Origin of the sequence: Pseudomonas sp. B21-015, from assembly GCF_024749285.1 — a bacterium.
Lineage (GTDB): Bacteria > Pseudomonadota > Gammaproteobacteria > Pseudomonadales > Pseudomonadaceae > Aquipseudomonas.
In genome coordinates, this window is record NZ_CP087196.1 from 493759 (window position 1) to 518731 (window position 24973).

Annotated in this window: 22 protein-coding genes and 1 riboswitch; of the genes, 9 read left to right on the top strand and 13 right to left on the bottom strand. The window is 59.5% G+C overall.

Going from position 1 to position 24973, the window contains the following annotated elements; all coding sequences use genetic code 11:
• Positions 1-102: 102 nt before the first annotated feature.
• Positions 103-720, top strand: coding sequence for a PAQR family membrane homeostasis protein TrhA (locus LOY38_RS02245; RefSeq protein ID WP_258698674.1), 618 nt, complete (start codon positions 103-105; stop codon positions 718-720).
• Between the two features lie 36 nt (positions 721-756).
• Here LOY38_RS02245 and LOY38_RS02250 read toward each other — a convergent pair whose 3' ends face one another.
• Positions 757-1476: a 16S rRNA (uracil(1498)-N(3))-methyltransferase gene (locus tag LOY38_RS02250; RefSeq protein WP_258698675.1), complete on the bottom strand. Its 720-nt coding sequence runs from the start codon at positions 1474-1476 to the stop codon at positions 757-759.
• A 179-nt stretch (positions 1477-1655) separates the two neighbouring features.
• Positions 1656-3062 carry an adenosylmethionine--8-amino-7-oxononanoate transaminase gene (locus tag LOY38_RS02255; protein WP_258698676.1) on the bottom strand — a complete coding sequence of 469 codons (1407 nt, stop codon included), beginning with the start codon at positions 3060-3062 and terminating at the stop codon, positions 1656-1658.
• A gap of 222 nt (positions 3063-3284) precedes the next feature.
• Here LOY38_RS02255 and LOY38_RS02260 point away from each other — a divergent pair, with 222 nt between their 5' ends.
• Positions 3285-5153 (top strand): flavin monoamine oxidase family protein, encoded by a 1869-nt coding sequence (locus LOY38_RS02260; RefSeq protein ID WP_258698677.1) that lies wholly within the window; start codon positions 3285-3287, stop codon positions 5151-5153.
• Between the two features lie 218 nt (positions 5154-5371).
• On the opposite strand, the gene LOY38_RS02265 is transcribed toward LOY38_RS02260, so the two are convergent.
• Complete coding sequence (locus tag LOY38_RS02265) at positions 5372-6301, bottom strand: YncE family protein (protein ID WP_258698678.1); 930 nt, start codon at positions 6299-6301, stop codon at positions 5372-5374.
• Between the two features lie 276 nt (positions 6302-6577).
• Here LOY38_RS02265 and LOY38_RS02270 point away from each other — a divergent pair, with 276 nt between their 5' ends.
• Positions 6578-7129, top strand: coding sequence for a cytochrome b (locus LOY38_RS02270; RefSeq protein WP_258698679.1), 552 nt, complete (start codon positions 6578-6580; stop codon positions 7127-7129).
• Between the two features lie 32 nt (positions 7130-7161).
• A complete protein-coding gene (locus LOY38_RS02275; protein WP_223485361.1) occupies positions 7162-7755 on the top strand; it encodes a YceI family protein in 594 nt (197 codons plus the stop codon).
• A 253-nt stretch (positions 7756-8008) separates the two neighbouring features.
• On the opposite strand, the gene LOY38_RS02280 is transcribed toward LOY38_RS02275, so the two are convergent.
• From LOY38_RS02280 to ahcY, 4 genes are all read right to left on the bottom strand, one after another.
• Positions 8009-9874 carry a DEAD/DEAH box helicase gene (locus LOY38_RS02280; RefSeq protein ID WP_258698680.1) on the bottom strand — a complete coding sequence of 622 codons (1866 nt, stop codon included), beginning with the start codon at positions 9872-9874 and terminating at the stop codon, positions 8009-8011.
• Between the two features lie 223 nt (positions 9875-10097).
• Positions 10098-10913, bottom strand: coding sequence for an ABC transporter substrate-binding protein (locus tag LOY38_RS02285; protein ID WP_258698681.1), 816 nt, complete (start codon positions 10911-10913; stop codon positions 10098-10100).
• A gap of 169 nt (positions 10914-11082) precedes the next feature.
• Positions 11083-11928, bottom strand: coding sequence for a methylenetetrahydrofolate reductase [NAD(P)H] (gene metF / locus LOY38_RS02290; RefSeq protein WP_258698682.1), 846 nt, complete (start codon positions 11926-11928; stop codon positions 11083-11085).
• A 161-nt stretch (positions 11929-12089) separates the two neighbouring features.
• Positions 12090-13499, bottom strand: a complete 1410-nt coding sequence (ahcY, locus tag LOY38_RS02295; RefSeq protein ID WP_258698683.1) for an adenosylhomocysteinase — start codon at positions 13497-13499, stop codon at positions 12090-12092.
• 23 nt (positions 13500-13522) lie between these two features.
• A riboswitch (S-adenosyl-L-homocysteine riboswitch) is annotated at positions 13523-13621 on the bottom strand.
• A gap of 198 nt (positions 13622-13819) precedes the next feature.
• On the opposite strand from ahcY, the gene LOY38_RS02300 reads away from it, so the two are divergent.
• Positions 13820-14278: a hotdog domain-containing protein gene (locus LOY38_RS02300; protein ID WP_309475866.1), complete on the top strand. Its 459-nt coding sequence runs from the start codon at positions 13820-13822 to the stop codon at positions 14276-14278.
• A 150-nt stretch (positions 14279-14428) separates the two neighbouring features.
• A complete protein-coding gene (locus LOY38_RS02305; RefSeq protein ID WP_258698684.1) occupies positions 14429-15316 on the top strand; it encodes a formate/nitrite transporter family protein in 888 nt (295 codons plus the stop codon).
• A gap of 137 nt (positions 15317-15453) precedes the next feature.
• Here the strand turns inward: LOY38_RS02305 and LOY38_RS02310 are convergent, their stop codons facing one another.
• Positions 15454-16623: an MFS transporter gene (locus LOY38_RS02310; protein WP_258698685.1), complete on the bottom strand. Its 1170-nt coding sequence runs from the start codon at positions 16621-16623 to the stop codon at positions 15454-15456.
• 294 nt (positions 16624-16917) lie between these two features.
• Between LOY38_RS02310 and LOY38_RS02315 the strand changes: the two genes are divergently transcribed.
• Both LOY38_RS02315 and LOY38_RS02320 read left to right on the top strand, forming a co-directional pair.
• A complete protein-coding gene (locus LOY38_RS02315; protein ID WP_258698686.1) occupies positions 16918-17751 on the top strand; it encodes an EamA family transporter in 834 nt (277 codons plus the stop codon).
• A gap of 50 nt (positions 17752-17801) precedes the next feature.
• Entirely contained in the window at positions 17802-18188 is a 387-nt protein-coding gene (locus tag LOY38_RS02320; protein WP_258698687.1) for an MAPEG family protein, read from the top strand.
• Positions 18189-18304: 116 nt separating this feature from the next.
• Here LOY38_RS02320 and LOY38_RS02325 read toward each other — a convergent pair whose 3' ends face one another.
• Positions 18305-19489, bottom strand: coding sequence for a murein transglycosylase A (locus LOY38_RS02325; RefSeq protein ID WP_258698688.1), 1185 nt, complete (start codon positions 19487-19489; stop codon positions 18305-18307).
• Positions 19490-19617: 128 nt separating this feature from the next.
• Between LOY38_RS02325 and LOY38_RS02330 the strand changes: the two genes are divergently transcribed.
• On the top strand, positions 19618-20067 hold the full coding sequence (locus LOY38_RS02330) for a cytochrome c (RefSeq protein WP_258698689.1): 450 nt from the start codon (positions 19618-19620) through the stop codon (positions 20065-20067).
• A gap of 130 nt (positions 20068-20197) precedes the next feature.
• Here the strand turns inward: LOY38_RS02330 and LOY38_RS02335 are convergent, their stop codons facing one another.
• From LOY38_RS02335 to LOY38_RS02350, 4 genes are all read right to left on the bottom strand, one after another.
• On the bottom strand, positions 20198-20593 hold the full coding sequence (locus LOY38_RS02335; RefSeq protein ID WP_258698690.1) for a DUF1090 domain-containing protein: 396 nt from the start codon (positions 20591-20593) through the stop codon (positions 20198-20200).
• 91 nt (positions 20594-20684) lie between these two features.
• Positions 20685-22364 carry an NAD-dependent DNA ligase LigB gene (gene ligB, locus LOY38_RS02340; protein WP_258698691.1) on the bottom strand — a complete coding sequence of 560 codons (1680 nt, stop codon included), beginning with the start codon at positions 22362-22364 and terminating at the stop codon, positions 20685-20687.
• A 206-nt stretch (positions 22365-22570) separates the two neighbouring features.
• Positions 22571-23761: a methionine adenosyltransferase gene (gene metK / locus LOY38_RS02345; RefSeq protein ID WP_258698692.1), complete on the bottom strand. Its 1191-nt coding sequence runs from the start codon at positions 23759-23761 to the stop codon at positions 22571-22573.
• Between the two features lie 18 nt (positions 23762-23779).
• A complete protein-coding gene (locus LOY38_RS02350; RefSeq protein ID WP_258698693.1) occupies positions 23780-24775 on the bottom strand; it encodes a metalloregulator ArsR/SmtB family transcription factor in 996 nt (331 codons plus the stop codon).
• Between the last annotated feature and the right edge of the window lie 198 nt (positions 24776-24973).

Consider the following 24973-nt stretch of genomic DNA (forward strand, 5'->3'; position numbering starts at 1 on the left):
GCTCGATGGCTTTTTGAGCTGCGCTATACGGAAACATTGCGCTTTTAACCTTGAGGCCTGAGCCTTGCGCAAGGCTGTGACGAATTTTGAGGTGAGCAACACATGTATCACGGGGAAAGATTGAACGCCTGGACGCATTTGGTCGGGGCGGTGGCGGCGGTTGTCGGGGGCGTGTGGCTGCTGGTGATCGCCAGTATGGACGGCAGTCCGTGGAAGATTGTCAGCGTGGCGATTTACGCGTTCACCTTGCTGGTGCTCTACAGCGCCTCGACCGTGTACCACAGCGTGCGCGGGCGCAAAAAAGCGATCATGCAGAAGGTCGATCACTTTTCGATCTACCTGCTGATTGCCGGCAGTTACACGCCGTTTTGCCTGGTGACCCTGCGTGGGCCGTGGGGCTGGACGCTGTTCGGGATTGTCTGGGGGCTGGCGCTGATCGGTATCCTGCAAGAGATCAAACCCCGCTCGGAAGCGCGAATTCTGTCGATTGTGATTTATGCGGTGATGGGCTGGATCGTGCTGGTGGCAGTCAAGCCGTTACTGGCGGCGTTGGGCCCTGTCGGCTTCGCCTGGCTGGCGTCGGGCGGGGTGTTGTACACCGTGGGGATTATCTTTTTTGCCCTCGACCATCGTCTGCGCCATGCCCACGGCATCTGGCATCTGTTCGTGATCGGCGGGAGTCTGCTGCACTTTGTGGCGATTTGGTTTTACGTTCTGTAGGAGCGGGCAAGCCTCGCTCCTACAGTCGAAGGTGGCCTAGAAGTCCCCCCAAAGTTGCTGGGCCACCGCCAGTGCCACCACCGGCGCGGTTTCGGTGCGCAGCACACGCGGGCCGAGACGGGCGGCGTGGAAGCCGCCAGCCTTGGCCTGTTCGACTTCGACGTCGGACAAACCGCCTTCCGGGCCGATCAGGAATGCCAGGCTTGAGGGTTTGGCGTGACTCACCAGCGGCTCGGCCACCGGGTGCAGCACCAGTTTCAATTCGGCCTGCGTCTGCTTCAACCAGTCGGCCAACAGCAGCGGTGGGTGAATCACCGGCACCCGTGAGCGCCCGCACTGCTCGCAGGCGCTGATCGCCACCTGACGCCAGTGCATCAGGCGTTTGTCGGCACGCTCGTCCTTGAGGCGGACTTCGCAGCGGTCGGTGAAGATCGGGGTGATTTCAGTGACGCCCAGTTCGGTGGCTTTCTGTATCGCCCAGTCCATCCGCTCGCCACGGGACAAACCCTGGCCGAGATGGACCGCAAGCGACGACTCGACCTGCCCAGCGAAGCTTTCATCGATTTGCACCACCACGCGCTTCTTGCCGACTTCCGCCAGCGTGCCGCGAAACTCGTGGCCCGAGCCGTCGAACAATTGCACCGTATCACCCTCGGCCATGCGCAGCACACGGCTGATGTAATGGGCCTGGGCCTCGGGCAGCTCGTGTTCGCCGGTGCTTAAAGGGGCGTCGATAAAAAAGCGGGACAGTCTCATCAATGGTCTCTACTGAATCTGATGTTCGGTATCGTAAGTTGGAACAAACTGGCTTTTGTGGCGAGGGAGCTTGCTCCCGCTGGACTGCGCAGCAGTCCCCTTCTTTTCAGATAGAGAGGGGGGCCGCTTCGCGACCCAGCGGGAGCAAGCTCCCTCGCCACAGGGTTTCTCGGTGACTTCTAGCCCGGATCACGGTAACCCGGATGAAAGTCCTTCGGCACCGCCACGCTGACGCTGTCACGGGTGGCGATGTCGATGCCTTCGCTGGCCACCTCGGCCAGAAAATCGATCTGCTCCGGGGTGATCACGTAGGGCGGCAGGAAATACACCACGCTGCCCAACGGCCTCAGTAAAGCACCTCGTTGCAGTGCATGCTGGAACACGGTCAAACCGCGACGTTCCTGCCACGGGTAAGCGGTCTTGCTGGCCTTGTCCTTGACCATCTCGATCGCCAGGACCATGCCGGTCTGGCGCACTTCGGCAACGTTCGGGTGATCGGCAAGGTGCGCCGTGGAGGAGGCCATGCGCTGGGCCAGGGCCTTGTTTTTCTCGATGACGTTGTCTTCTTCGAAGATATCCAGCGTCGCCAATGCTGCCGCGCAGGCCAGGGGATTACCCGTGTAGCTGTGGGAGTGCAGGAAGGCGCGCAGGGTCGGGTAGTCGTCGTAGAAAGCGCTGTAGACCTCATCGGTGGTCAGGCAGGCGGCCAACGGCAGGTAACCGCCGGTCAGGGCCTTGGACAGGCAGAGGAAATCCGGGCGGGTGCCGGCCTGTTCGCAGGCGAACATCGTGCCGGTGCGACCGAAGCCGACGGCGATTTCATCGTGGATCAGGTGCACGCCATAACGGTCGCAGGCGTCGCGCAGGAGCTTGAGGTACACCGGGTGATACATGCGCATGCCGCCGGCGCCCTGAATCAGCGGCTCCAGAATCACGGCGGCCACGGTATCGTGATGGTCGGCCAGCGTTTGCTCCATGGCGGCGAACATATTGCGCGAGTGTTCTTCCCAGCTCATGCCCTCGGGGCGCAGGTAGCAATCGGGGCTCGGCACCTTGATGGTGTCCATCAGCAGGGCTTTGTAGGTTTCGGTGAACAGCGGCACGTCGCCCACCGCCATCGCCGCCATGGTTTCGCCGTGGTAGCCGTTGGTGAGGGTGACGAAGCGTTTCTTGTTCGGCTGGCCGCGGTTGAGCCAGTAGTGAAAGCTCATTTTCAGCGCGATTTCGATACACGACGAACCGTTATCGCCATAGAAGCAACGGGTCAGGCCTTCGGGCGTCATTTTTACAAGGCGCTCGGACAGCTCGATCACCGGCTGATGGCTGAAACCGGCGAGGATCACATGTTCCAGCTGATCGACCTGATCCTTGATGCGCTGGTTGATCCGCGGGTTGGCGTGGCCGAATACGTTGACCCACCAGGAGCTGACGGCGTCGAGGTAGCGTTTGCCTTCGAAGTCCTCAAGCCACACGCCCTCACCGCGCTTGATGGGGATCAGCGGCAGCTGTTCGTGGTCTTTCATCTGGGTGCAGGGATGCCATAACACGGCGAGATCGCGTTCCATCCACTGTTTATTCAGGCCCATACTCTGTCTCCTCGAGGCTACCCGTGACGTAGGCGGGTAAACAATCGCGCAAGCCTATGCAATGCGCGTCACCGGGACAACCCATTGTGTCGATTGAGCTACTTTGTATAGGACGATAGACGTTGCTGGCGGCGTTTTGATGGCTGACGTATTCTTCGCGGCTCTTTGAGTCGTCTGACTCGTAAAACCGCTATTTCCTCGTGTATTTCCGGAGTTCGCTGAATGTCTGCTGGTTGGCTGCGCGCCTGTGCGCTGGTGATGTTGGGGCTGTTCAGCGTTTCGGCGCTGGCCAAGGATAAAACGGCGATCGTGGTCGGCGGTGGGCTTTCGGGCCTCACCGCGGCTTACGAACTGCAGAACAAAGGCTGGCAGGTCACCTTGCTGGAAGCCAAACCGACCCTGGGCGGTCGCTCCGGCATGGCCACCAGTGAGTGGATCGGCAACGACAAGACCCAGCCGGTGCTGAACAAGTACGTCTCGACGTTCAAGCTGAGCACCACGCCAGCCCCTGAATTCGTGCGCACCCCAGGCTATCTGATCGACGGTGAATACTTCACCGCCGCCGATCTGACCGCTAAACAGCCGGCCACCGCCGAAGCGCTGAAACGCTACGAAAAGACCCTGGATGACCTGGCGCGTTCGATCGAAGACCCGCTGAACCCGGCCGCCAACAGCACGTTGTTCGCCCTGGATCAGATCAACGTGGCCAACTGGCTCGATCGCCTGAACCTGCCAGCCACTGCGCGTCAGTTGGTGAATCAGGAGATTCGTACCCGTTACGACGAACCTTCACGCCTGTCTCTGCTGTACTTCGCACAGCAGAGCCGCGTCTACCGGGGCGTTGCCGACCGTGACCTGCGCGCTTCGCGTCTGCCCGGCGGCAGCCCGGTATTGGCCCAGGCCTTCGTCAAACAACTGAAAACCATCAAGACCGGCTCTCCGGTTTCGTCCATTACCCAGGACAAGGACGGTGTGACCGTCAAGGTCGGCAGCGTTGGCTATCAGGCGGACTACGTCGTACTGGCCGTGCCGTTGCGCGCACTGAGCAAGATCCAGATGACTCCGGCGCTGGATGCCCAGCACATGGGCGCCATCAAGGGCACCAACTACGGCTGGCGTGACCAGATCATGCTGAAGTTCAAGACGCCAGTGTGGGAAAGCAAGGCGCGCATGTCTGGCGAGATCTACAGCAACGCCGGTCTGGGCATGTTGTGGATCGAGCCGGCCTTGAAGGGCGGCGCCAACGTGGTGATCAACATTTCCGGAGACAACGCGCGGGTGATGCAAGCCTTCGGCGACAAGCAGATGGCCGATCAGGTGCTGATTCGTCTGCACACCTTTTATCCACAGGCACGCGGTTCGTTCACCGGTTATGAAATCCGCCGCTACAGCACCGACCCGTCGATGGGCGGTGCTTACCTGGCCTTTGGTCCGGGCCAGATCAGCAAGTACTGGCGCCTGTGGGAACGTCCGCTGCAACGCGTAGCCTTTGCCGGTGAACACACCGACACCTTGTACCCAGGCACCCTGGAAGGTGCATTGCGCACCGGTCAGCGTGCAGCCAGTCAGCTGGAAGACCTGGCAGCGGGCAAGTCGTTTGAACCGGTGAAGGTTGTGCCGGCGGCGACCGCAGCAGCGGCAGGCGCGGTGGTGGCGAAGAAAGGCAATTTCTTCAGCAACATGTTCGGTGGTTCGTCCGATAAAGCGGCTGACAAGCCAGAACCGGCCAAGGTTGAAGCGAAAGCTGAAGAGTCCAAGCCTGGCTTCTTCTCGCGGATGTTCGGCGGTGGTTCCGACAAGGCTCCGGCCAAGGCCGCTGAGCCAGTGGCACCGGTTGCGACGGCACCCGCCCCAGTACCCGCGCCGGCCCCAGCGCCAGTGCCGGTTGAGGCTGCGAAACCGGCAGAACCTGTGAAAGCCGAGCCGGTGAAGAAGGCACCGGCCAAAGCGTCAGTGAAAAAGCCTGCTGCCAAAACCGAGGCCAAAAAGGCTCCGGCCAAGGCAACGGCGAAAAAGGCTGAGCCGGTGAAGAAACCAGCGGCGAGTACCGCTGCGAAGACCCCGGCGACGACTGAAACCAAGACGCAGTAAGTCTTGGGATCAAAAAAAGCGCGGCAGTGATGCCTGACGCCAGTCGGTGTAAGGTGCGGAACCTGTGGGCGCGGGCTTGCTCGCGAAGAAGGCGTGTCAGTCGACAGTAATGTTGCCTGATACACCGCCTTCGCGGGCAAGCCCGCTCCCACATGGGTTGCGCTAACTAACTGGCATCAGGCAGAGATGCCGTGTTTTTTGCTGATTGTGCTTTGACGCTAAGCGAGATCGACAATATGTACTTCGTCGCTTTGGTAGTCGCTGATATAGGCACGGTTGTGTTGATCAAGCACCATGTCATACGGTTCGAAGGCACCTGGGATGGGAATCCTGCGAGCAATCTCATGCGTGGTGGTACTCACTTCCACGACCTCTTTGTTGGTTTGATCAACGGCATAAGCGTGTTTTTCGCCGAACACTATTTTCCCTTCGCACGTCACAAAATCGAAATGCCGGGTGGTCAATGACCGAGCGTCCAGCACGGTCAGTTTTCGAGCGTCCAGACCCACGATATACACTTCCTTGCCATCGGGGCTGACGTTAACCGCTGACGGATATTGTTCGGTGTTGATGATGCCGATGACTTCGAAAGTCTTGCTGCTGATGACCGTGAGTGCGTCCTGATAAGGGCCGGCTGGGGCGTTGGTACTGGAAATATAAAGTCGCGAATCGTCCTGGCTGACATCCACACTTATGGATGGCGAGGGTAATCCTCGCACTCTGCTCACCGCATAAGTGCGGGTGTCAATAATGGCTAGCCATTCTTTATCCTGTCGAACAGTGACGTAAACATGCTTCCCGTCTCGGCTCACGACGACTGCGCAAGGGTGCCTCCCCACCGTGAGGTTTCCTACCGCGTATGTTTCGGTATCAATAACCGAAACCGAACTTGAACCATAGTTGGTCACGTAAGCTCTTTTCCCCCCATGGCCAAGGGCGATGCTTCGGGGGTAACGCTCGACGGCGATAGTGCGGATTACCTTTTTGTTCCGGGTGTCGATGACTGACACATTGCCTGAAATGTAATTGCAAGCAAAAACCCGTGATCCATCATCGCTGATGGCGATCCCTCGCGGTCCTTCCCCTACAGGTATCGAATTGGGTTGACTGTGTGTTATCACGGAAGATGAACTCGAATTGTGATGCATGATAGAACTCCTGTTCAGACGCTCGTACTCGAATTCAAGTTCATCAATGACCAGTAATGGAAGCTACTGTCGGATATGACAGTTCTGACGAGTGATATCGGCTTTTAAATGAAGATAAGGAGGGTGCCTGAAGGTTTTTTTATCCGGTTAACACTCTCTTAACCTCTCGGCCCCAAGGTCTTGATCGTATTTTTCGATATTTCAAAGCAAAATTTTCCGCTTTAAATCGATAGATAACTCGATAGTCTTGGGCGCAGTTCTTACAGGATTTGGGCAATGCAGCTACGTAACTCTTCTTCCCGCTACGGTTGGGTCAGCATCTTTATGCACTGGGGTGTGGCGCTGGCAGTCTTCGGCCTGTTCGCGTTGGGGTTGTGGATGGTCGGTCTCGACTACTACAGCACGTGGCGCAAAGACGCGCCGGATCTGCACAAGAGCATTGGTCTGGTGTTACTGGCCGTCATGTTGCTGCGAGCGTTGTGGCGCTTCATCAGCCCACCGCCGCCACTCCTGCCAAACTATAGCCGCCTGACGCGCCTTGGCGCCAAGCTTGGCCATTCCTTCCTCTATCTCAGTCTGTTCGCTGTGATGATTGCCGGTTACCTGATTTCCACCGCAGACGGTGTTGGGATTCCGGTGTTCGGACTGTTTGAAGTACCTGCGCTGGTTTCCGGACTACCGGACCAGGCAGACACCGCTGGTGTGATCCATTTGTACCTGGCTTGGGTGTTGGTAATTTTTTCCGGCCTCCATGCGTTGGCAGCATTGAAACACCACTTTATCGATCGTGATGCGACCCTGACACGAATGCTGGGACGCAAAGCCTGATATTCAATCTCGACTCCTAAGGAATAGAAAGTATGTTGAAAAAGACGCTCGCTGCTCTGGCAATCGGTTCTGCTCTGCTGTCGGCTAACGTGATGGCGGCCGATTACGTGGTCGACAAAGAAGGCCAGCACGCCTTCGTTGATTTCAAGATCAGCCACCTGGGCTACAGCTACATTACCGGTACCTTCAAAGATATCGACGGTAAGTTCAGTTTCGACGCCGCCAAGCCTGAAGACAGCAAAATCGAGTTCAATGTACGCACCGCCAGCGTGTTCACCAACCACGCCGAACGTGACAAGCATATCGCCAGTGCTGACTTCCTGAACGTGGGCAAATTCGCCGACGCCAAGTTCGTCTCCACCAGCGTCAAATCCACCGGTAAAAACGCCGCTGGTAAAGACACTGCGGACGTGACCGGCAACCTGACTATCCTCGGCGTGACCAAGCCCGTTGTAGTCAAGGCTACCTTCCTGGGTGAAGGCAAGGATCCATGGGGCGGCTACCGTGCCGGTTTCGAAGGCACCACCAGCATCAAGCGTTCCGATTTCGGCAAGCAGAAAGACCTGGGCCCAGCGTCCGACGCGGTTGAGCTGTACGTGACGTTTGAAGGTGTCAAAGCGAAATAAATTTCGCTGCTTGAACAAAAAAACGCCCCTGATCGCGAGATCCGGGGCGTTTTTTATGGTCTGCCAGAATCCATACGGACGGTACCGAGCCACTGTGGGAGCGGGCTTGCCCGCGATGGCGGTGGGTCAGTCAATATCAATGTTTGCTGGACGGACGTCATCGCGGGCAAGCCCGCTCTCACAGGGTTCTTCGCCAGCATAAAAAATGCCCCTGATCTTGCGATCCGGGGCATTTTTCATGACTTTGAAAAACTCAGCGGTTGCGGGTCAGCAACGCTGGTTTTTCGCCGCGCGGACGGCCTGGCAGTTGATCCAGTTGCTCGGGTGTCGGGAAGCGATCGCTTTTCGACTCCTTGTGAATGATCTTCGGTGCCGGGCCCCGCGGGTTCTGCACGGCCGGTTCCGAACGAGGCTGGTCGTCACGGGCCGGGCGGCGGTTGCGGGACTCTTCGCGACGGGCCTGGCCATCACGTGGAGCACCGTTGCGTGGGCCGCTGCGCTTGGCCGGCGGGGTGCCGGTGGTTGCGCCGCTGCTGTTGCGCGGACCGTTCTGACGGCCTTGTGGCTGGCCGGTGCGTGGAGCACCCGCGCCTGTGCCTTGTGCCGGTGCGCCCGGACGGCGGCCACGGCCCTGAGCCGGTTTGGCTTGAGGTACGTAGTCGACGCGATTACCGAAGTTATCGATGTCGTCGTCCAGGAACTCGTCCGGAGCACGGTCAGCGGCGACGCGAGGGGCTGGACGCTGTTGTTCGCGGGCCGGAGTGCCTTCGCGTGGTTTGTGTTCACGGGCCGGGCGATCGCCACGGCCAGTGGCAGCAGGTTTTTCCTTGCCGCCCTTGTCCTTGCCTTTGTCTTTACGACCGCCACCACCACCGCTGCCATTCGGACCATCGCCGCGCGGGCCACGTGGGTTGCGCGGGTTACGCACATCCGGACGCTCGCGAACTTCCGGTTTCTCTGCTTCCACGGCGTTGGAATCGAAGCCCATCAGGTCGCCATCGGCGATTTTCTGCTTGGTCATGCGCTCGATGCTTTTGAGCAGCTTCTCTTCGTCCGGAGCCACCAGCGAGATCGCCTCGCCCGAACGACCGGCACGGCCGGTACGACCGATACGGTGCACGTAATCTTCGTCGACGTTCGGCAATTCGAAGTTGACCACGTGGGGCAGTTGGTCGATGTCCAGGCCGCGAGCGGCGATGTCGGTGGCGACCAGGATGCGTACTTCACCGGCCTTGAAGTCGGCCAGGGCTTTGGTGCGGGCGTTCTGGCTCTTGTTACCGTGGATCGCGACAGCGGTGAGGCCGTGTTTGTCCAGGTACTCGGCCAGGCGGTTGGCGCCGTGCTTGGTGCGGGTGAATACCAGCACCTGTTCCCAGGCGCCGGCAGTGATCAGGTGCGCCAGCAACGAACGCTTGTGGCTGGCGGCCAGACGGAATACGCGTTGTTCGATCCGCTCGACCGTGGTGTTCGGTGGCGTGACTTCGATGCGTTCCGGGTTGTGCAGCAGCTTGCCGGCAAGATCGGTGATGTCTTTGGAGAAGGTCGCCGAGAACAGCAGGTTCTGCCGTTTGGCCGGGAGGCGGGCGAGAACCTTTTTCACGTCATGGACAAAGCCCATGTCGAGCATGCGGTCGGCTTCATCCAGCACGAGGATTTCCACGTGGGACAGGTCGACGCTGCCTTGGCCGGCGAGGTCGAGCAGGCGACCGGGACAGGCTACCAGCACGTCGACACCGCGGGACATGGCCTGAACTTGTGGGTTCATGCCGACGCCGCCGAAGATGCAGGCGCTGACGAACTTCAGGTCACGGGCATAGACCTTGAAGCTTTCGTGTACCTGGGCCGCGAGTTCGCGGGTTGGGGTCAGGACCAGTACGCGGGGTTGGCGCGGACCGTGACGCTGGGATTTGTCCGGGTGACCGTTGGGAAACAACCGCTCCAGAATCGGAAGGGCGAAGCCGCCGGTTTTACCAGTACCTGTCTGAGCCGCAACCATCAGGTCGCGACCTTGCAACACGGCGGGAATGGCCCGCTGTTGCACCGGAGTAGGCTCGGTATAGCCCGCTGCCTCGATGGCGCGGACTAAAGCCTCGGAGAGACCGAGGGAAGCAAAGGACATGAGTAATCCTGTTTTAGTTAGGGCTTGGCCCAATGGGAGTCTTGCCTGGCGCGAATGGCGTTTAAGAGGACGCAATCCCGTCCGGTCCTGCTGGGCCTCGAAGGCTCGTCTGGAGCGCTCGCGCGGGCTGGTAAAGCTGCGCTGTAGCGGGATCGAGATGCCTTGAACAAGTCCGAGCGTCCGGGCGTGAGCCTGGCGGGAAGGCCGGAGTATAACAGAGCAATCACTGTGCGCCGCTTTCCTGCTGCTCAACGGTTTTTCCGCCGGTTGCGGTGGCGTGGGCGGCCCGTGCTTCAATGGCCGGGCCGGCGCCATAGCGGGCGCTCAGTTCGGCATAGGCCGGCTCGCGCTTGAAGCGTTTGAGCTCGGCACCGAAACGCTGCACCAACAAATCCATCCCGGCACTATGGCGTACCGCCAGATACTGGCTTTGCTGGCTGATGACGGTCGGGTTTTCGGTGATCTTGTCGCGGATGTTCAGTTGATCGAGCAAATACTGGCCGACCCGGCGATCGGTGATCAACAGGTCGATTCGTCCGCGCACCAGTTTGCCGAAATTGGCTTCATGGGTGGGCGCCGGTTCCCGGGTGAACAGCGTCGACTCGCTGAAATCCTTGCTGTACAGGTAGCCTGGCGAGGTGCCGATGGTCAGGCCTTTCAGGTCGTCCAGCGTGCGGAACGGAAACGGTCGTTCGTTGGCGTAGAACATCACGAACTCGACTTGCGAGAGCGGTTCGCTGGGGTAGAGCAGGGTCGCGTCGCGTTCATCGCTGTGGAAAATATCCAGTGCACCATCCGCCTGGCCTTGCTCAAGCATCGACAGGCAGCGTTTCCACGGCAGGAACTGCCATTCCACGTCGATCCCGAGGCGTTTGAAGACGATAGCGGTGGTGTCGTAGTCGAGCCCCAGAGCCGTACCGTTTTCCTCATACACGTAAGGCGCCCAGGGTTCGGTGACAATACGCAACTTCTCGCCCCGAGCGGTGAAGCTCAGGCAAGTGAACAGAAACACGGTCAGTAACTGAGCGATCAGGGGCATGGCTTGAGATTACGACGAGAAATCATAAAGAGCCAGAAACCGGATCCAGAAGCTCTGGTTCGGACCTTAAAAGCAAAAGATCGCAGCCTTCGGCAGCTCCTACAGAGGTGCGTATTCCCATATAGGAGCTGCCGAAGGCTGCGATCTCTTGATCTTGCTTTAACAACTATTAACGCGGCAACTTCAGGTTATTCCACACCGCCAGGCTCGGCTCAGCCTGGTTCAACGTGTAGAAATGCAGCCCGGGTGCGCCACCTTGCAACAGACGTTCGCACATCTCGGTGACGACTTGCTCACCAAAGCCTTGAATGCTCTGGGTGTCGTCGCCGTAGGCTTCCAGTTGCTTGCGGATCCAGCGCGGGATTTCCGCACCGCAGGCGTCGGAGAAACGCGCCAGTTTGCTGTAGTTGGTGATCGGCATGATCCCCGGCACGATCGGGATGTTCACGCCCTTCGCCCGTACACGCTCGACGAAGTAGAAATAGCTGTCGGCGTTGAAGAAGTACTGGGTGATCGCACTGTCAGCGCCGGCGTTGGCCTTGCGCACGAAGTTGTTGAGGTCGTCTTCGAAATTGCGCGCTTGCGGATGCATTTCCGGGTAAGCGGCGATTTCGATGTGGAAATGATCGCCGGTCTCTTCACGAATGAATTCAACCAGGTCGTTGGCGTGACGCATCTCGCCGCTGGCCATGCCCATGCCCGAGGGCAGGTCACCGCGAAGCGCAACGATACGGTTGATGCCGGCTGCCTTGTACTGGCTCAGCAGGCCGCGCAGGTCGTCCTTGCTGTCGCCCACGCAAGACAGATGCGGCGCGGCAGGGACTTTGATTTCGCTTTCCAGCTGCAACACGGTGTTGAGGGTGCGATCACGGGTCGAACCGCCGGCGCCGTAGGTGCAGGAGAAGAAGTCGGGATTGTAGGTCGCCAGATGACGGGCAGTGGCGATCAGTTTTTCATGCCCGGCATCGGTCTTCGTAGGGAAGAACTCGAAGCTGTAGCGACGTTCTTGGGACATGGTCATATCCTTGGAAACACGTAAGCCTGGAAGACGTGCACATCCCAATGTGGGAGGGGACTTGCTCGCGAAAGCGGTAGGTCAGACGACATTAATGTTGAATGATAAACCGCCTTCGCGAGCAAGCCCGCTCCCACAGGGAGAGCAGGCGGCAGGACCGATCAGTAGCGGTAAGCGTGCGGCTTGAACGGGCCTTCGACGGTCACGCCGATGTAGTCGGCCTGGGTCTTGGTCAGTTGAGTCACAACGCCGCCGAAACCGCGGACCATTTCCAGGGCCACTTCTTCGTCGAGTTTCTTCGGCAGTACTTCAACGGTCAGGCGCTCGGCCTTCTGGGCCGGCGACAGGTCGGCGTACTTCTGGCCGAACAGGAAGATCTGTGCCAGAACCTGGTTGGCGAACGAACCGTCCATGATGCGGCTTGGGTGGCCGGTGGCGTTGCCCAGGTTAACCAGACGGCCTTCGGCCAGCAGGATCAGGTAGTCGTCGTTCTGAGCGTCGAAAGCGCCCGGGCCGGTACGGTGAATCTTGTGAACCTGTGGCTTCACTTCTTCCCATGCCCAGTTCTTGCGCATGAAAGCGGTGTCGATTTCGTTGTCGAAGTGGCCGATGTTGCAGACAACAGCGCGCTTCTTCAGGGCTTTGAGCATGTTTGCGTCGCAAACATTGACGTTACCGGTGGTGGTCACGATCAGGTCGATCTTGCCCAGCAGCGCTTTGTCGATGCTCGCTTCGGTACCGTTGTTGATACCGTCGATGAACGGCGAAACCAGTTCGAAACCGTCCATGCAGGCTTGCATGGCGCAGATCGGGTCGACTTCGGACACTTTAACGATCATGCCTTCCTGACGCAGGGACTGGGCCGAGCCCTTGCCCACGTCACCGTAACCGATGACCAGCGCTTGCTTGCCGGACAGCAGGTGGTCGGTGCCGCGCTTGATCGCGTCGTTCAGGCTGTGACGGCAGCCGTACTTGTTGTCGTTCTTGCTCTTGGTCACCGAGTCGTTGACGTTGATGGCCGGGATTTTCAGCTCGCCCTTGGCCAGCATGTCCAGCAGGCGGTGAACGCCAGTGGTGGTTTCTTCGGTGACGCCGTGGACGCGGTCCAGGATCGCCGGGTATTTCTTGTGCAGCAGCTCGGTCAGGTCGCCGCCGTCGTCGAGGATCATGTTGGCATCCCAAGGCGCGCCATCTTTGAGGATGGTTTGCTCCAGGCACCACTCGTACTCTTCTTCAGTCTCACCTTTCCAGGCGAAAACCGGGATGCCGGCAGCAGCGATAGCGGCAGCGGCCTGGTCTTGAGTCGAGAAAATGTTGCAGGACGACCAACGCACTTCGGCACCCAGGGCAACCAGGGTTTCGATCAGCACGGCAGTCTGAATGGTCATGTGGATGCAGCCGAGAATCTTCGCGCCTTTGAGCGGTTGCTCGGCGGAGTACTTGCGGCGCAGACCCATCAGGGCTGGCATTTCGGATTCGGCGATGATGGTTTCGCGACGGCCCCAGGCAGCCAGGGACATGTCGGCGACTTTGTAATCGTTAAAATCTACAGGCGTGATAACAGCGCTCATGAAGAGCCTCCATTCGTAATGTATGCGAATGGGCGCCGTTGTGCGTTTAGTGTCTGGCCGTGGCCAGGCAACGCCCCATCCGAGCCTGACAGGTTGAACCTGCTGCAGCGCCCCTCGGACAGGTGGCGGGAAAACGGTAGCAAGTGAACATTACCGTTTTGAAACGGGGGCGATTATAGCGGGCTATGCTGATCTTCCAAAGCCTTTCTGTTGGTCAATGTCTGAACGGTAATCGAGACCATAGTCGATGCTTAATAGAGCCCTGGTCCGGGCTCTGCCATGATGGCCGGCATCAATCGGCAAGACGGTCAGGAGTGAATATGAATTTCCACACCCGAAAATGGGTTAAACCCGAAGACCTCAACCCCAACGGCACGTTGTTCGGTGGCAGTCTGTTGCGCTGGATCGACGAAGAAGCGGCGATCTACGCCATCGTCCAGCTGGGTAATCAGCGCGTGGTCACCAAGTACATTTCCGAAATCAACTTTGTCAGCGCTTCGCGCCAGGGCGACATTATCGAGTTGGGCATCACCGCCACCGAGTTCGGTCGTACCTCGATCACCCTGACCTGCGAAGTGCGCAACAAGATCACCCGCAAGAGCATCCTGACGGTGGAGAAGATGGTTTTCGTGAATCTGGGCGAAGACGGACTGCCCACGCCGCATGGCCGGACCGAGATCAGGTACGTCAAAGACCAGTTCAAGGATGACGTCATCGCGGGTGAAATCGGCGGTGCGGCCTTCGCGAGCAAGCCCGCTCCCACATTTGATCCTCAGTGAACACAGACTTTGTGCACGACAGAGATCCAGTGTGGGAGCGGGCTTGCTCGCTAAAGCGGTCTATCGGTCAGCGATGATTTAACGGACCACTGAACAGCTCCGAACCTGGCGTGTCGTAATTAAACGACACGCCACCGGTTCAGGTGCTTTATGGACACGCCCCAAGACGGCAAGACCCCTGACCTCTCGGCGCAAGAACAGCGCGAGGTCGACAAGAGCCAGCCGCCGCGCGCGGCGGTGCTGCATGAAATCATTCGCACCCAAGGCGATCAGGAACTCGAGCGTAGCGTTGCGGCGCTGTGGTGGTCGGCCCTGGCTGCCGGCCTGACCATGGGTTTGTCGCTGATGGGCATGGGGCTGCTCAATTCGCGTCTGCCGGACGGCGAAGGCTTCAAGGTGATCGCCAGCTTCGGTTACTGCGCAGGTTTTCTCGCGGTGATACTCGCCCGTCAGCAACTTTTCACCGAGAACACCCTGACCGCTGTGCTGCCGATCATGAGCAAACCTACGCTGGGTAATTTCGGTCGACTGTTACGGCTGTGGACGGTGGTTTTGGCAGGCAACCTCTGCGGCACCTTGCTGGTGGCGTATGTGATGCTGCACCTGCCGATTTTCGACACCAAGACCGATCTGGCTTTCCTCGACATCGGGCGCAAGGTCATGGAGAACGACGCCAGCAAAATGTTCGCCAAAGGCATCATCTCGGGCTGGATGATCGCCACGATGGTCTGGATGATCCCGTCGATGGAGAGCGCCAAGATGTGGATCATCATCCTCATCACCTATTTCATGGCGCTGGGCGATTTCACCCACATCGTGGTCGGATCGGTGGAGGTCTCGTACCTGGTGTTTGCCGGCGAGTTGCCGTGGAAGGACTTCTGGCTGGTGTTCGCAGGTCCCACGCTGGTGGGGAATATCATCGGTGGCAGTTGTATCTTCGCGCTGATCAGCCACGCGCAGATTCGCAGTGAAAGCGGACCGCCGAAGACATCTGCGCAGCGGGCTCGGGAGCCCGAACCGCAGAAGATCAAAAAATGAAGGGTAAAGTGCCTGATGCCGGTGCGAAACCTGTGGGAGCGGCCTTGCTCGCGAAGGCGGTGTGTCAGGCGACATCAATCTTGACTGTGCCACCGTCTTCGCGAGCAAGCCCGCCCACCTGTATTGCGCCTTGGCTTTTACCCGGACACATTGACTGCGGCGGCACTGCGACGTTGCAGGTAGATGAAGAACAGCGCCGTCAGCACCGTCAACCCGCTGACCAGTGCGCCGGTCCACGGCAAGTCCGCCAGATCTGCGCCACTGGCCACAACCAACCCGCCAATCCACGCCCCGGCTGCGTTGCCGAGATTGAATGCGCTTTGATTCAACGTCGACCCGAGGTTAGGCGCCTCATGGGCCTGATCGATGATCAGCAATTGCAGGATCGGGCACAGCGCGAACGCGAAGATGCCCCACAACACCAGCGTGACCGCCGCCGGTATCACCGAATGGCTGGTCTGGCTGAAGGCCGCCAGCACCACGGCCACGGCCAACGTCATCCCTACCAGTGAAGGCAGCAAACGACTGTCCGCCAATCGACCGCCAAGCATGCTGCCCGCGGTCAAGCCGACGCCGAACAACAGCAACATGATGGTCACGCCATGGGGGCTGACGCCGGTAATGTCTTGCAGGATCGGTGCAATGTAAGTGAACACGCTGAACAGGCTGGTCGACGCCAGTACGCTCATGCCCAGCGCCAGTAGCACGTTGAGCTTGCCCAGCACTTTGAACTCGCTGGCCAGGTTGGCCTTGTCCATGGGGATTTCCTTCGGCAGCCAGACCCACTGCGCAATAGCCGCAATCACGCCAATCACCGACACCGCCCAGAAGGTCGAGCGCCAGCCGGCGTATTGCCCCAGTGCGGTGCCCAATGGCACGCCCAGCACGTTGGCCAAGGTCAGGCCGGTGAACATCATGGCAATCGCCTGGGCTCGTTTGTTCGGCGCCACCAGGCTGGCAGCGACCACTGAGCCGATGCCGAAGAACGCTCCATGGCACAAAGCGGTAATCACCCGTGCGGCCATCAACGTGGCGTAGTTCGGCGCCAGGGCGCAGAGGATGTTGCCGAGAATGAACATCAACGTCATGCCCAACAACGTGGCTTTGCGCGGCATGTTGGCGGTGCCGACCGCGAGGATCGGCGCACCGAACACCACGCCCAGGGCGTAACCGGTGATGAGCAGGCCGGCATGAGGAATGCTTACGGCGAGGTCGCGGGCGACATCGGGCAGCAAGCCCATGATGACGAATTCAGTGGTGCCGATGCCGAAGGCGGCAACGGCCAGTGCAAGCAAGGCGAGTGGCATGCGCAAGGTCTCTGTCGGTAGTCTTGACGCTTTGATCAGGCATACGCAGGCCGACAACCGTTCTCGGTGAGAGCGGGCAGTGGCAGGAATTATTGGAATTAATCTGTGCGCAACTGAGTGCGGCGTGGTCGCTTGCAGTATAAACAGCTGCGGACATATGGCGAATCAATTCTGTGCCTTACCCCCCCCCCGGTAGGAGCTGCCGAAGGCTGCGATATTTTGCTTTTGGAGGATCAAAAGATCGCAGCCTTCGGCAGCTCCTACGGGGGAGGTGGGCAAAACAAGGAGTGTGCTGTGCTTGCGACGGTTCTGGTGTTGGTGGCGGCGCTGTTACACGCGGCGTGGAATACCCTGATCAAATTCAGCGCGGAGCGGCTGTTGGTGGTGGCCTGCATGGACAGCGTGGCGCTGCTGTTTGTCGCCCTGATGCTGCCCTTCGTAGCGTTGCCACCACTGCAGATGTGGCCTTGGATTCTCGCGTCGGCGGCATTCGAGTTGCTCTATCGCTACCTGCTGATCCAGGCTTATCGGGTCGGCGATCTTGGTTTGGTCTATCCGTTGATGCGTGGTTTGTCGCCGCTGGTGGTGCTGGCACTAACGCTGATCTTCGCCGGGGAAGTGCTGACGTCTCAGCAGATATTCGGCATTTTGCTGATCCCGTTCGGCATGTTGTGCCTGCTCTGGCAGGGCGGTGGCGGGGTACGCCTGCCGTGGTCGATGCTGCCGGTGGTGGCGTTGATCGGGTTGTGCATCGGCTGCTACACCTTCATCGATGGCCAGGCCTTGCGGCGCTGGTCCCATCCGCTGGACTACCTGGTTTGGGTCACCGTGCTCAGCGCCTGGCCATTTCCGTTGTTGGCGCTGGTGCGCAAGCGGCCGGCGTTCATGCTGTTCTGGCGCGAGCAGTGGCGGCTGGGGTTGGCGGTCGGGTTCTGCGTGTTGTTCAGCTACGCTCTGGTGCTGTGGGCCATGCAGCTCGGCTCGATTGCCGAAGCGGCGGCGCTGCGCGAGATCAGTGTGATTCTGGTGGTGCTGTTCGGCATGCGTTACCTCAAAGAACCTTTTGGCAGACCGCGGCTCCTGGCCTGTGGGTTGGTGCTGATCGGCATGTTGGTGATGAAGTATTAGTCGCCCTGATGGGGCTCGATTCTCTATAACTTGGAAGAAGGGACTGCGTTATGACGGTTGCTCTGTGGTGCATTTTGATTGCGATCTTCCTGCCGTATCTATGCACAGGCGTCGCCAAGTTCAGCGGTGGCAAGTTTGGGCTGAAGCAGAATCACGACCCACGGGCGTTTCTGGATTCGCTTGAGGGCGTGGCCAGGCGTGCGCATTCGGCGCAATTGAACAGCTTCGAAGTGACCCCGGCGTTTGCGGCAGCGGTGATCGTCGCGCATCTGGCCGGCAATGCCGAACTGGTAACGATCAATGTGCTGTCGGTGTTGTTTATCACCAGTCGGCTGCTCTACATCATTTGCTATCTGGCGGACTGGGCGATTCTGCGGTCGCTGGTGTGGGCGGTTGGCATGGGGCTGATCGTCAGTTTCTTTGTTGTGTCGGTCTGACTACTACTTCGGTGTTTTTACCGACCTCATCGCGGACAAGCCCGTTCCCACAGGTTATGCGCAATCCCTGTGGGAGCGGGCTTGCCCGCGATTGCTATCTATCAGTCGCCGCAAATTCAAGGGCTGGCTTTAACCGCGTCGGCAACTTGAGGTACTTGTGGCAACGCTGCCCCTTTAGGCCAAAGCATCCAGATCTGCCCCTGCTGTTTCATGTCGCCGGCCAATTGCCCGGCCGCCTCGCCCGTGCCCCAGAACAGATCCGCGCGGACCTCGCCGGCAATCGCGCCGCCAGTATCTTGAGCCGCCACCGGACGCACCAGTGTGCTGCCGTCCGGGCGCGTGGTCGATAACCACAACAGGCTGCCGAGCGGGATCACCTTGCGGTCCACCGCCGCGCTATAACCTGCGGTCAATGGCACGTTCAGCGAGCCGCGCGGCCCTTCGTTGCTGTCTGGGTTGCGATTGAAGAACACGTAGCTGGGGTTGCTGCCGAGCAGTTCGGGAATGCGCGTCGGATTCGCCTTGGCCCAGTTATCGATGGCACTCATTGTTACGTCTTCTTTCTTCAACTCTCCCTGATCCACCAGCCAGCGGCCGATGGGTCGATAGGGGTGGCCGTTCTGGTCGGCATAACCGATGCGCAATTGACGGCCATCGTCGAGCTGGATACGCCCTGAGCCCTGGATTTGCAGAAACTGCAGGTTCATCGGGTCGGTCAGCCAGGCAATCACCGGCGCTTTCACGCCTTTGGTTTCAATGGTTGCCGCATCGTCATAAGGTTTGAGCACGCGACCTTCGAGCCGTCCGCGCAGGCGTTTGCCTTTGAGCTCCGGGTAGATACTGTCCAGGGAAACGATGATCATGTCCTCGGGCACGCCGTACACCGGGATGTTGGCTTCCTCGGTTTGAGTCAGGCTGCCGGGATACACCGGTTCGTAGTAACCGGTGATCAACCCGTTGGGATTGTCATTGGCGGCACGCAGACTGTAGACGTCGAGGTTCTGTTTGAGAAAACCGCGGATGTCACTGGCGGTTGTCGGCACGTTGGCGGAAGCCGCGCAGGTGCTGCCCCAGACCGGGTCGGCCTTGAGTCGGGTGCAGGCGCTGCGCCATGAGTCGAAACCGGCGACGAGGTCGTTGTCGGACACTGCCGGAAGCGCTTCCCAGGTGGCGCTGGAGTAGGTCGCCAGTGCGTGGGTTTTCGGTTTGCTGCTGTCGCCACCGGTGCAACCCGCAAGCACGGCCACCATCGGAAGGGTCCAGGCCAGGTTGTGACGCCATGCCTTGAAACGGCTGTTCATGGAGTAATTCCTTTGCTGGTTGCCTGAGTGCTCCATGCGCTCAAACAACCCGCATTGATAATAGGGCTATTGGTCTTTGCCGGTGACGCGAGGATACTGGCGGCCGTTACCAGTGACCTGAAGCCACCATGACTCTTAAAAGACTTTCTGTTGTATTGCTGGCCTGCCTGACCTTGTCCGCCTGCGGTGGTGTCGACCCGAATTCGCCGCTGGGTCAGCGCAAGGCGATCTTCAAGCAGATGCTCAAGACCGGCGAAGACCTGGGCGGCATGTTGCGTGGGCGTATTCCGTTCGATGGCCCGAAATTCGCTGACGGCGCTGTGAAACTCGACACGTTGTCCCGTGAGCCGTGGAAGCATTTTCCGCAAGTGCGCGAAGATGCTCACACCAGCGCCAAGGACGATGTCTGGCAGAAGCAGGCCCGCTTCCAGGAAATGGCCCGCACCCTTGAAGGCGCCACCGGTGAATTGGTGATTGCCAGCAAGATTCAGCCCTACAAGGCCAGCAATCTGGGGCCGGCGGTACAGAAGGTCGAAGATGCTTGTAGTGCTTGCCATAAAGAGTTTCGGGATCATTGATTTGCGGCGCTCTGGCTAACGTCTTCGCGAGCAAGCCCGCTCCCACAGGAAATCACCGCACATGTGGGAGCGGGCTTGCTCGCGAAGGCTGCCCGGAGCACGACAAAAATCCTTGATCGTTTACCTCTGCTTACTTATCCAACTCATCCAGCGCTTCCTGCAATTCCTTGCGCGATTGAGCCAGTTTGTCTTTGCGCTTGTCGATTTTCTCGGCGTCGCCTTTTTTCATCGCCTTGTCGAGATCGGCCTGACGCCTGCTGACTTCGTGCTTGGCGTCGAGCACCTTGTTTTCCCGTTCCTTCTTCAGGGAGGCGTCGGTGCAATGGGCGGTGACTTCGCTCAGAGCGGTTTCCAGGCCAGCCTGTTGATCGGCGTTACCGCGGGACTTGGCCAGTTCGATCTGGTTGATGATGCCTTGTTTTTTGGCGGCGCAACCGGTCAGGCCAGGGGCCTCTTCGGTGGCCATCAATGGAGCGGCCATCACGCTGCACAGGGCCAGCAAGGCGAGCGGTGAAAGAAGTTTCATAAAAGCTCCAGGTGAAAAAGTCGATGTAGCAATGGGCTGTTTGAGCGCATCGGTACCTTTGGGTTCCCGGGCCAGCGGGCATCGCCGGCTGCTAAAAACCGTCAATCCCGGCAACACGTAATGTCTCGCTCAAGGCCAGCACTTGAGGGTCGCGGAAAAAAGCGCTCAATTGCGCGGCGCGTCCCGGGCCGATGCCGGCTTCGGCCTGCCATTGTTCGGTGTTTCGTTGCGCCAGCGCCTGCCATGAATCGGCGAGGCGCGCCTGGCCGGTTGGCGGCAAGCCCAGGGCTTTGAGCCAGCGAGCGAACGGGCGTTGTCGGGCGCTGTTGAAACTGTTCAAGAGGCGAGCACTGCTGCGTTCGCCGAAGCCGTCAATGTTAGCAAGCTCTTGCTCATCGAGGGTCAACCAATCGAGCAGGCTGCCGAGGCGTTCGGCCTTGAGCAGTTTCTCCCAGGTGCCTGGCCCGACATGGGGCAAGGCCAGTCCTTGTTTGCCGCTGAGCCAGCTCAGGCGTGCGAGGAATTGGCTTTCGCATCCGGGTGTCGGCTGCCAGCAGCTTAACGGATGAAAGTCTGCTGCCCGCGGTACATTCAATTCAGGGCGTTCGGTGCTGCGCAATACGACACCGTCGAGCCTGGGGATGGTCAGCCCCGCCAGACTGATGGCGACCTGATCGCCAGGACGAATGTCCAGCGCTTCCCAGCGTTGCAGGGAGCTGACACTGACGCGCTTGATCTGCCGGTCATCAAGCATCACCGGTGCCAGATCCAGCACCGGTGTGATCCGGCCAGTGCGTCCGATCTTGAAGTGGACCTTGCGCACCTCGGCCAGCGCCTGGGCAAAGGGGTATTTCCAGGCGACGCTCCAGTAAGGCGTTTTTGCCTGCCAGCGCTCGGCCGGTGGACGCTGGTCCTGACGCAAAACGATGCCATCGCTGGCGAAGGGCAGGGGCGAGCGATACCAGTGATCGCGCCAGCGTTCGGCATCGGCAAATGTCTCGATCGGCTGACTGTAGGGCGTTGTGCTCGGGAACCCCAGCTCATCCAGAGCCGCCACGCGGGCCGGCAGGCTTCTCGGGCCTTGCGGCCAATCCCAGACAAACAGCCCGATACCGGCGGCTTGCTCAGGGCTCAGCGCCTTGCGCGCCATCAATCCGGCCACCGTGGTGCGGGCATTGACGCTGCCGGCCTGGGCTTGCACCTGTTCGGTCAGGCGCCAATAGAGTTCGCCTTGCAGCAACAGGTCCAGCGGTTGCGGAAGTTTTTGAGGGATGGCGGCGATCTGACGCGCCGAGGCGGTCCAGTCCTGGCCGTTTACCCCGTCACCCCGACTGATCGCCTGATGTAGTCGGCCGTTGCGATAGATCAGCGTCACCGCCACGCCGTCGACCTTGGGCTGAATCCACACATCCTCGCGATCTTTTAGCCAGGCTTCGACGGCGCGCCCATCGCGCAGTTTTTCCAGGCCGGTATGGGCGATGGGATGAGCAAGCGTGCCGCCGGCCGTACGCAACGGTTCGGGGGAGGGGCCGGAATCAAAACACTCGCGCCATTCGCTCAGTCGCGCACGGGACTGATCGTAGAGTTCATCGGCGACCAAGGAGCGGCCTTCGCGATGATAGCTGTCGTCCCAGAGGTCTATTCGCTTTTGCAGTGCGGTGATTTCGTCCAGAGCGCGGGCCGGCGGCCAGTCAGGGCATTCGGTGGCATTGGCGGTCAGGCAGGTGAGGGTCAGCAGGAAACCGAAAAACAGGCGCAGGTTGGGCAGCATCGGGAGCGTCCTTGCTCGTTGGGATGCTTTCAAGGCTAGATCAGTGTTGGTGGGTGCAACGGATGGTCTTTTTGCTGAGTGTTTCTGGCGTGATGCAGAGGTGACTGGGCTTGCTCGCGAAGGCGGCGACACGGTCTTGAGCAGCAGGGCAATAAAAAGCCCCGCACGGCGAACCGTGCGGGGCTTTGGGTACCGCCAGGAAAGTCTTACAGGCCGGCAGCCGAACGGAGGTCGTCGGCGCGGTCGGTTTTTTCCCAGGTGAACGTGGTGAACGTATCGTTGCCCACGGTCTTGGATTCCGGGGTGCGACCGAAGTGGCCGTACGCAGCGGTTTCCTGGTACATCGGGTGCAGCAGGTCGAGCATGGTGGTGATCGCGTATGGACGCAGGTCGAACACTTCGCGAACCAGTTTGACGATCTTGTCGTCGCTGATTTTGCCGGTGCCGAAGGTGTTCAACGAAATCGAAGTCGGTTGAGCGACGCCGATTGCGTAGGAAACCTGAATCTCGCAACGCTCGGCCAGGCCAGCAGCCACGATGTTCTTGGCCACATAACGACCAGCGTAGGCTGCCGAACGGTCAACCTTCGATGGATCTTTACCGGAGAACGCGCCACCGCCGTGACGGGCCATGCCGCCGTAGCTGTCGACGATGATCTTGCGACCGGTCAGGCCGCAGTCGCCCACCGGGCCACCGATGATGAACTGGCCAGTCGGGTTGATGTGGAACTGGGTGTCCTTGGACAGCAACTCGGCAGGCAGTACGTGCTTGACGATCAGTTCCATCACGCCTTCGCGCAGGTCTTTGTACGACACTTCCGGGTTGTGCTGGGTCGACAGTACAACGGCGTCGATACCGACAACCTTGCCGTTTTCGTAGCGGCAGGTTACTTGCGACTTGGCGTCTGGGCGCAGCCAAGGCAGCAGGCCGGATTTACGGGCTTCGGCCTGACGCTGAACCAATTGGTGCGAGAAGGTGATCGGTGCTGGCATCAGCACGTCGGTTTCGTTGCTGGCATAGCCGAACATCAGGCCCTGGTCGCCGGCGCCCTGGTCTTCAGGCTTGGCACGATCAACGCCTTGGTTGATGTCGGGGGACTGCTTGCCGATGATGTTCATCACACCGCAGGTCGCACCGTCGAAGCCGACATTGGAGCTGTTGTAGCCGATGTCGAGAATCACGTTACGGACGATGTCTTCCAGATCGACCCAGGCCGACGTGGTGACTTCACCAGCGATGATTGCCACGCCGGTTTTTACCAGAGTCTCGCACGCCACGCGGGCGAACTTGTCTTCAGCAATGATGGCGTCCAGCACCGCATCGGAAATCTGGTCGGCGATTTTGTCCGGATGCCCTTCAGACACGGACTCGGAGGTGAAGAGGGAGTATTCGCTCATCTCGATTGTTTCCTGAATTTACCGATGGTGAGTGTCGCCAGCCGGTCGCTGAAAGTGGCGGACCTGAATCTGGAAACCATTACGTAAACCTACATAGAGGCTTTCCCCGGGAACGAGTCCCGCAGCGGTGGCCCAACGGGCCAGATCGTCCTGTTCAAACCCCAACCAGAGATCACCGCAGGCCTCCCTGGCCCAACTCTGGTTGTGGCTACATAACTCTGTCACTAACAGGCTACCGCCTGGTTGCAGCAAGTCGGCCATGTGCTTGAGCGCTTCGGCCGGCGCGGCAAAATGGTGCAGCACCATGTTCAGTACAACGCAATCGGCCTGAAGGCTCACACCGTTCAATGCATCGGCCAATTGCAGGCTGACGTTAGCCAGCGTTTCACGTTCGCAGACCTGGCGGGCCAGTTCGAGCATCGCCGGGCTATTGTCCAGTGCTGTGACTTGGGTAAACCGACGCGCCAACTCTGGCAGAAAAGCGCCATCGCCGGGGCCCACTTCGATGGCCGTGGCGCCGGGTCCGAAACTCAACTTGTCGAGCAGTGCCACCACGCTTTCGCGGTATTGCGGCAGGCCGGCGATCAAGTCTTGCTGGGCGCGAAATTTCTCCGCGACCCGTGAGAAAAAGTCCTGGCTGGCCGCAGCCCGTTGCCCGTGGACCTGACCGATCCGCGACTGAACGTCAGTCGGCAGGGTCAGGTTGTCCACTTCTTCCAGCAGTGCGGCATGTAGCTTGCCGCCCGGCAAGTCGGTGTGGGGCAGGGCGCGACGGTAGAAAATCGCATTGCCTTCACGGCGGGTCGCCACCAGATCGGCCTGGGCCAATACCTTGAGGTGATGACTCATGCCGGACTGGCCGATGCCGAAGATCTGCGCCAGTTCCAGTACGCCGAACGAGTCGTTGGCCAGCGCGCGCAATACATTCAGCCGCAGAGGATCGCCGCCGGCCTTGCACAGGGCCGCCAGCTCATCGCAATCGTCATGTTGAATGGAAGGCACGCGTAAATTCATAAGGCCAGCAGTCTAGTGACGCTCAGAAATCATCGCAAGAGCAATATCAAAAAGTTTTGATATTGCTCGATAGATGGCACTTCTTAACGTTAGGTTCAGTCAACAAACGAGCAGCGGAAAGGTTTCATCAGCCGAATACGTCGTTATGCATGGGAAAAACGCCTTCAGATGACTATCTGTCATTGCCCCGAGGCGGGT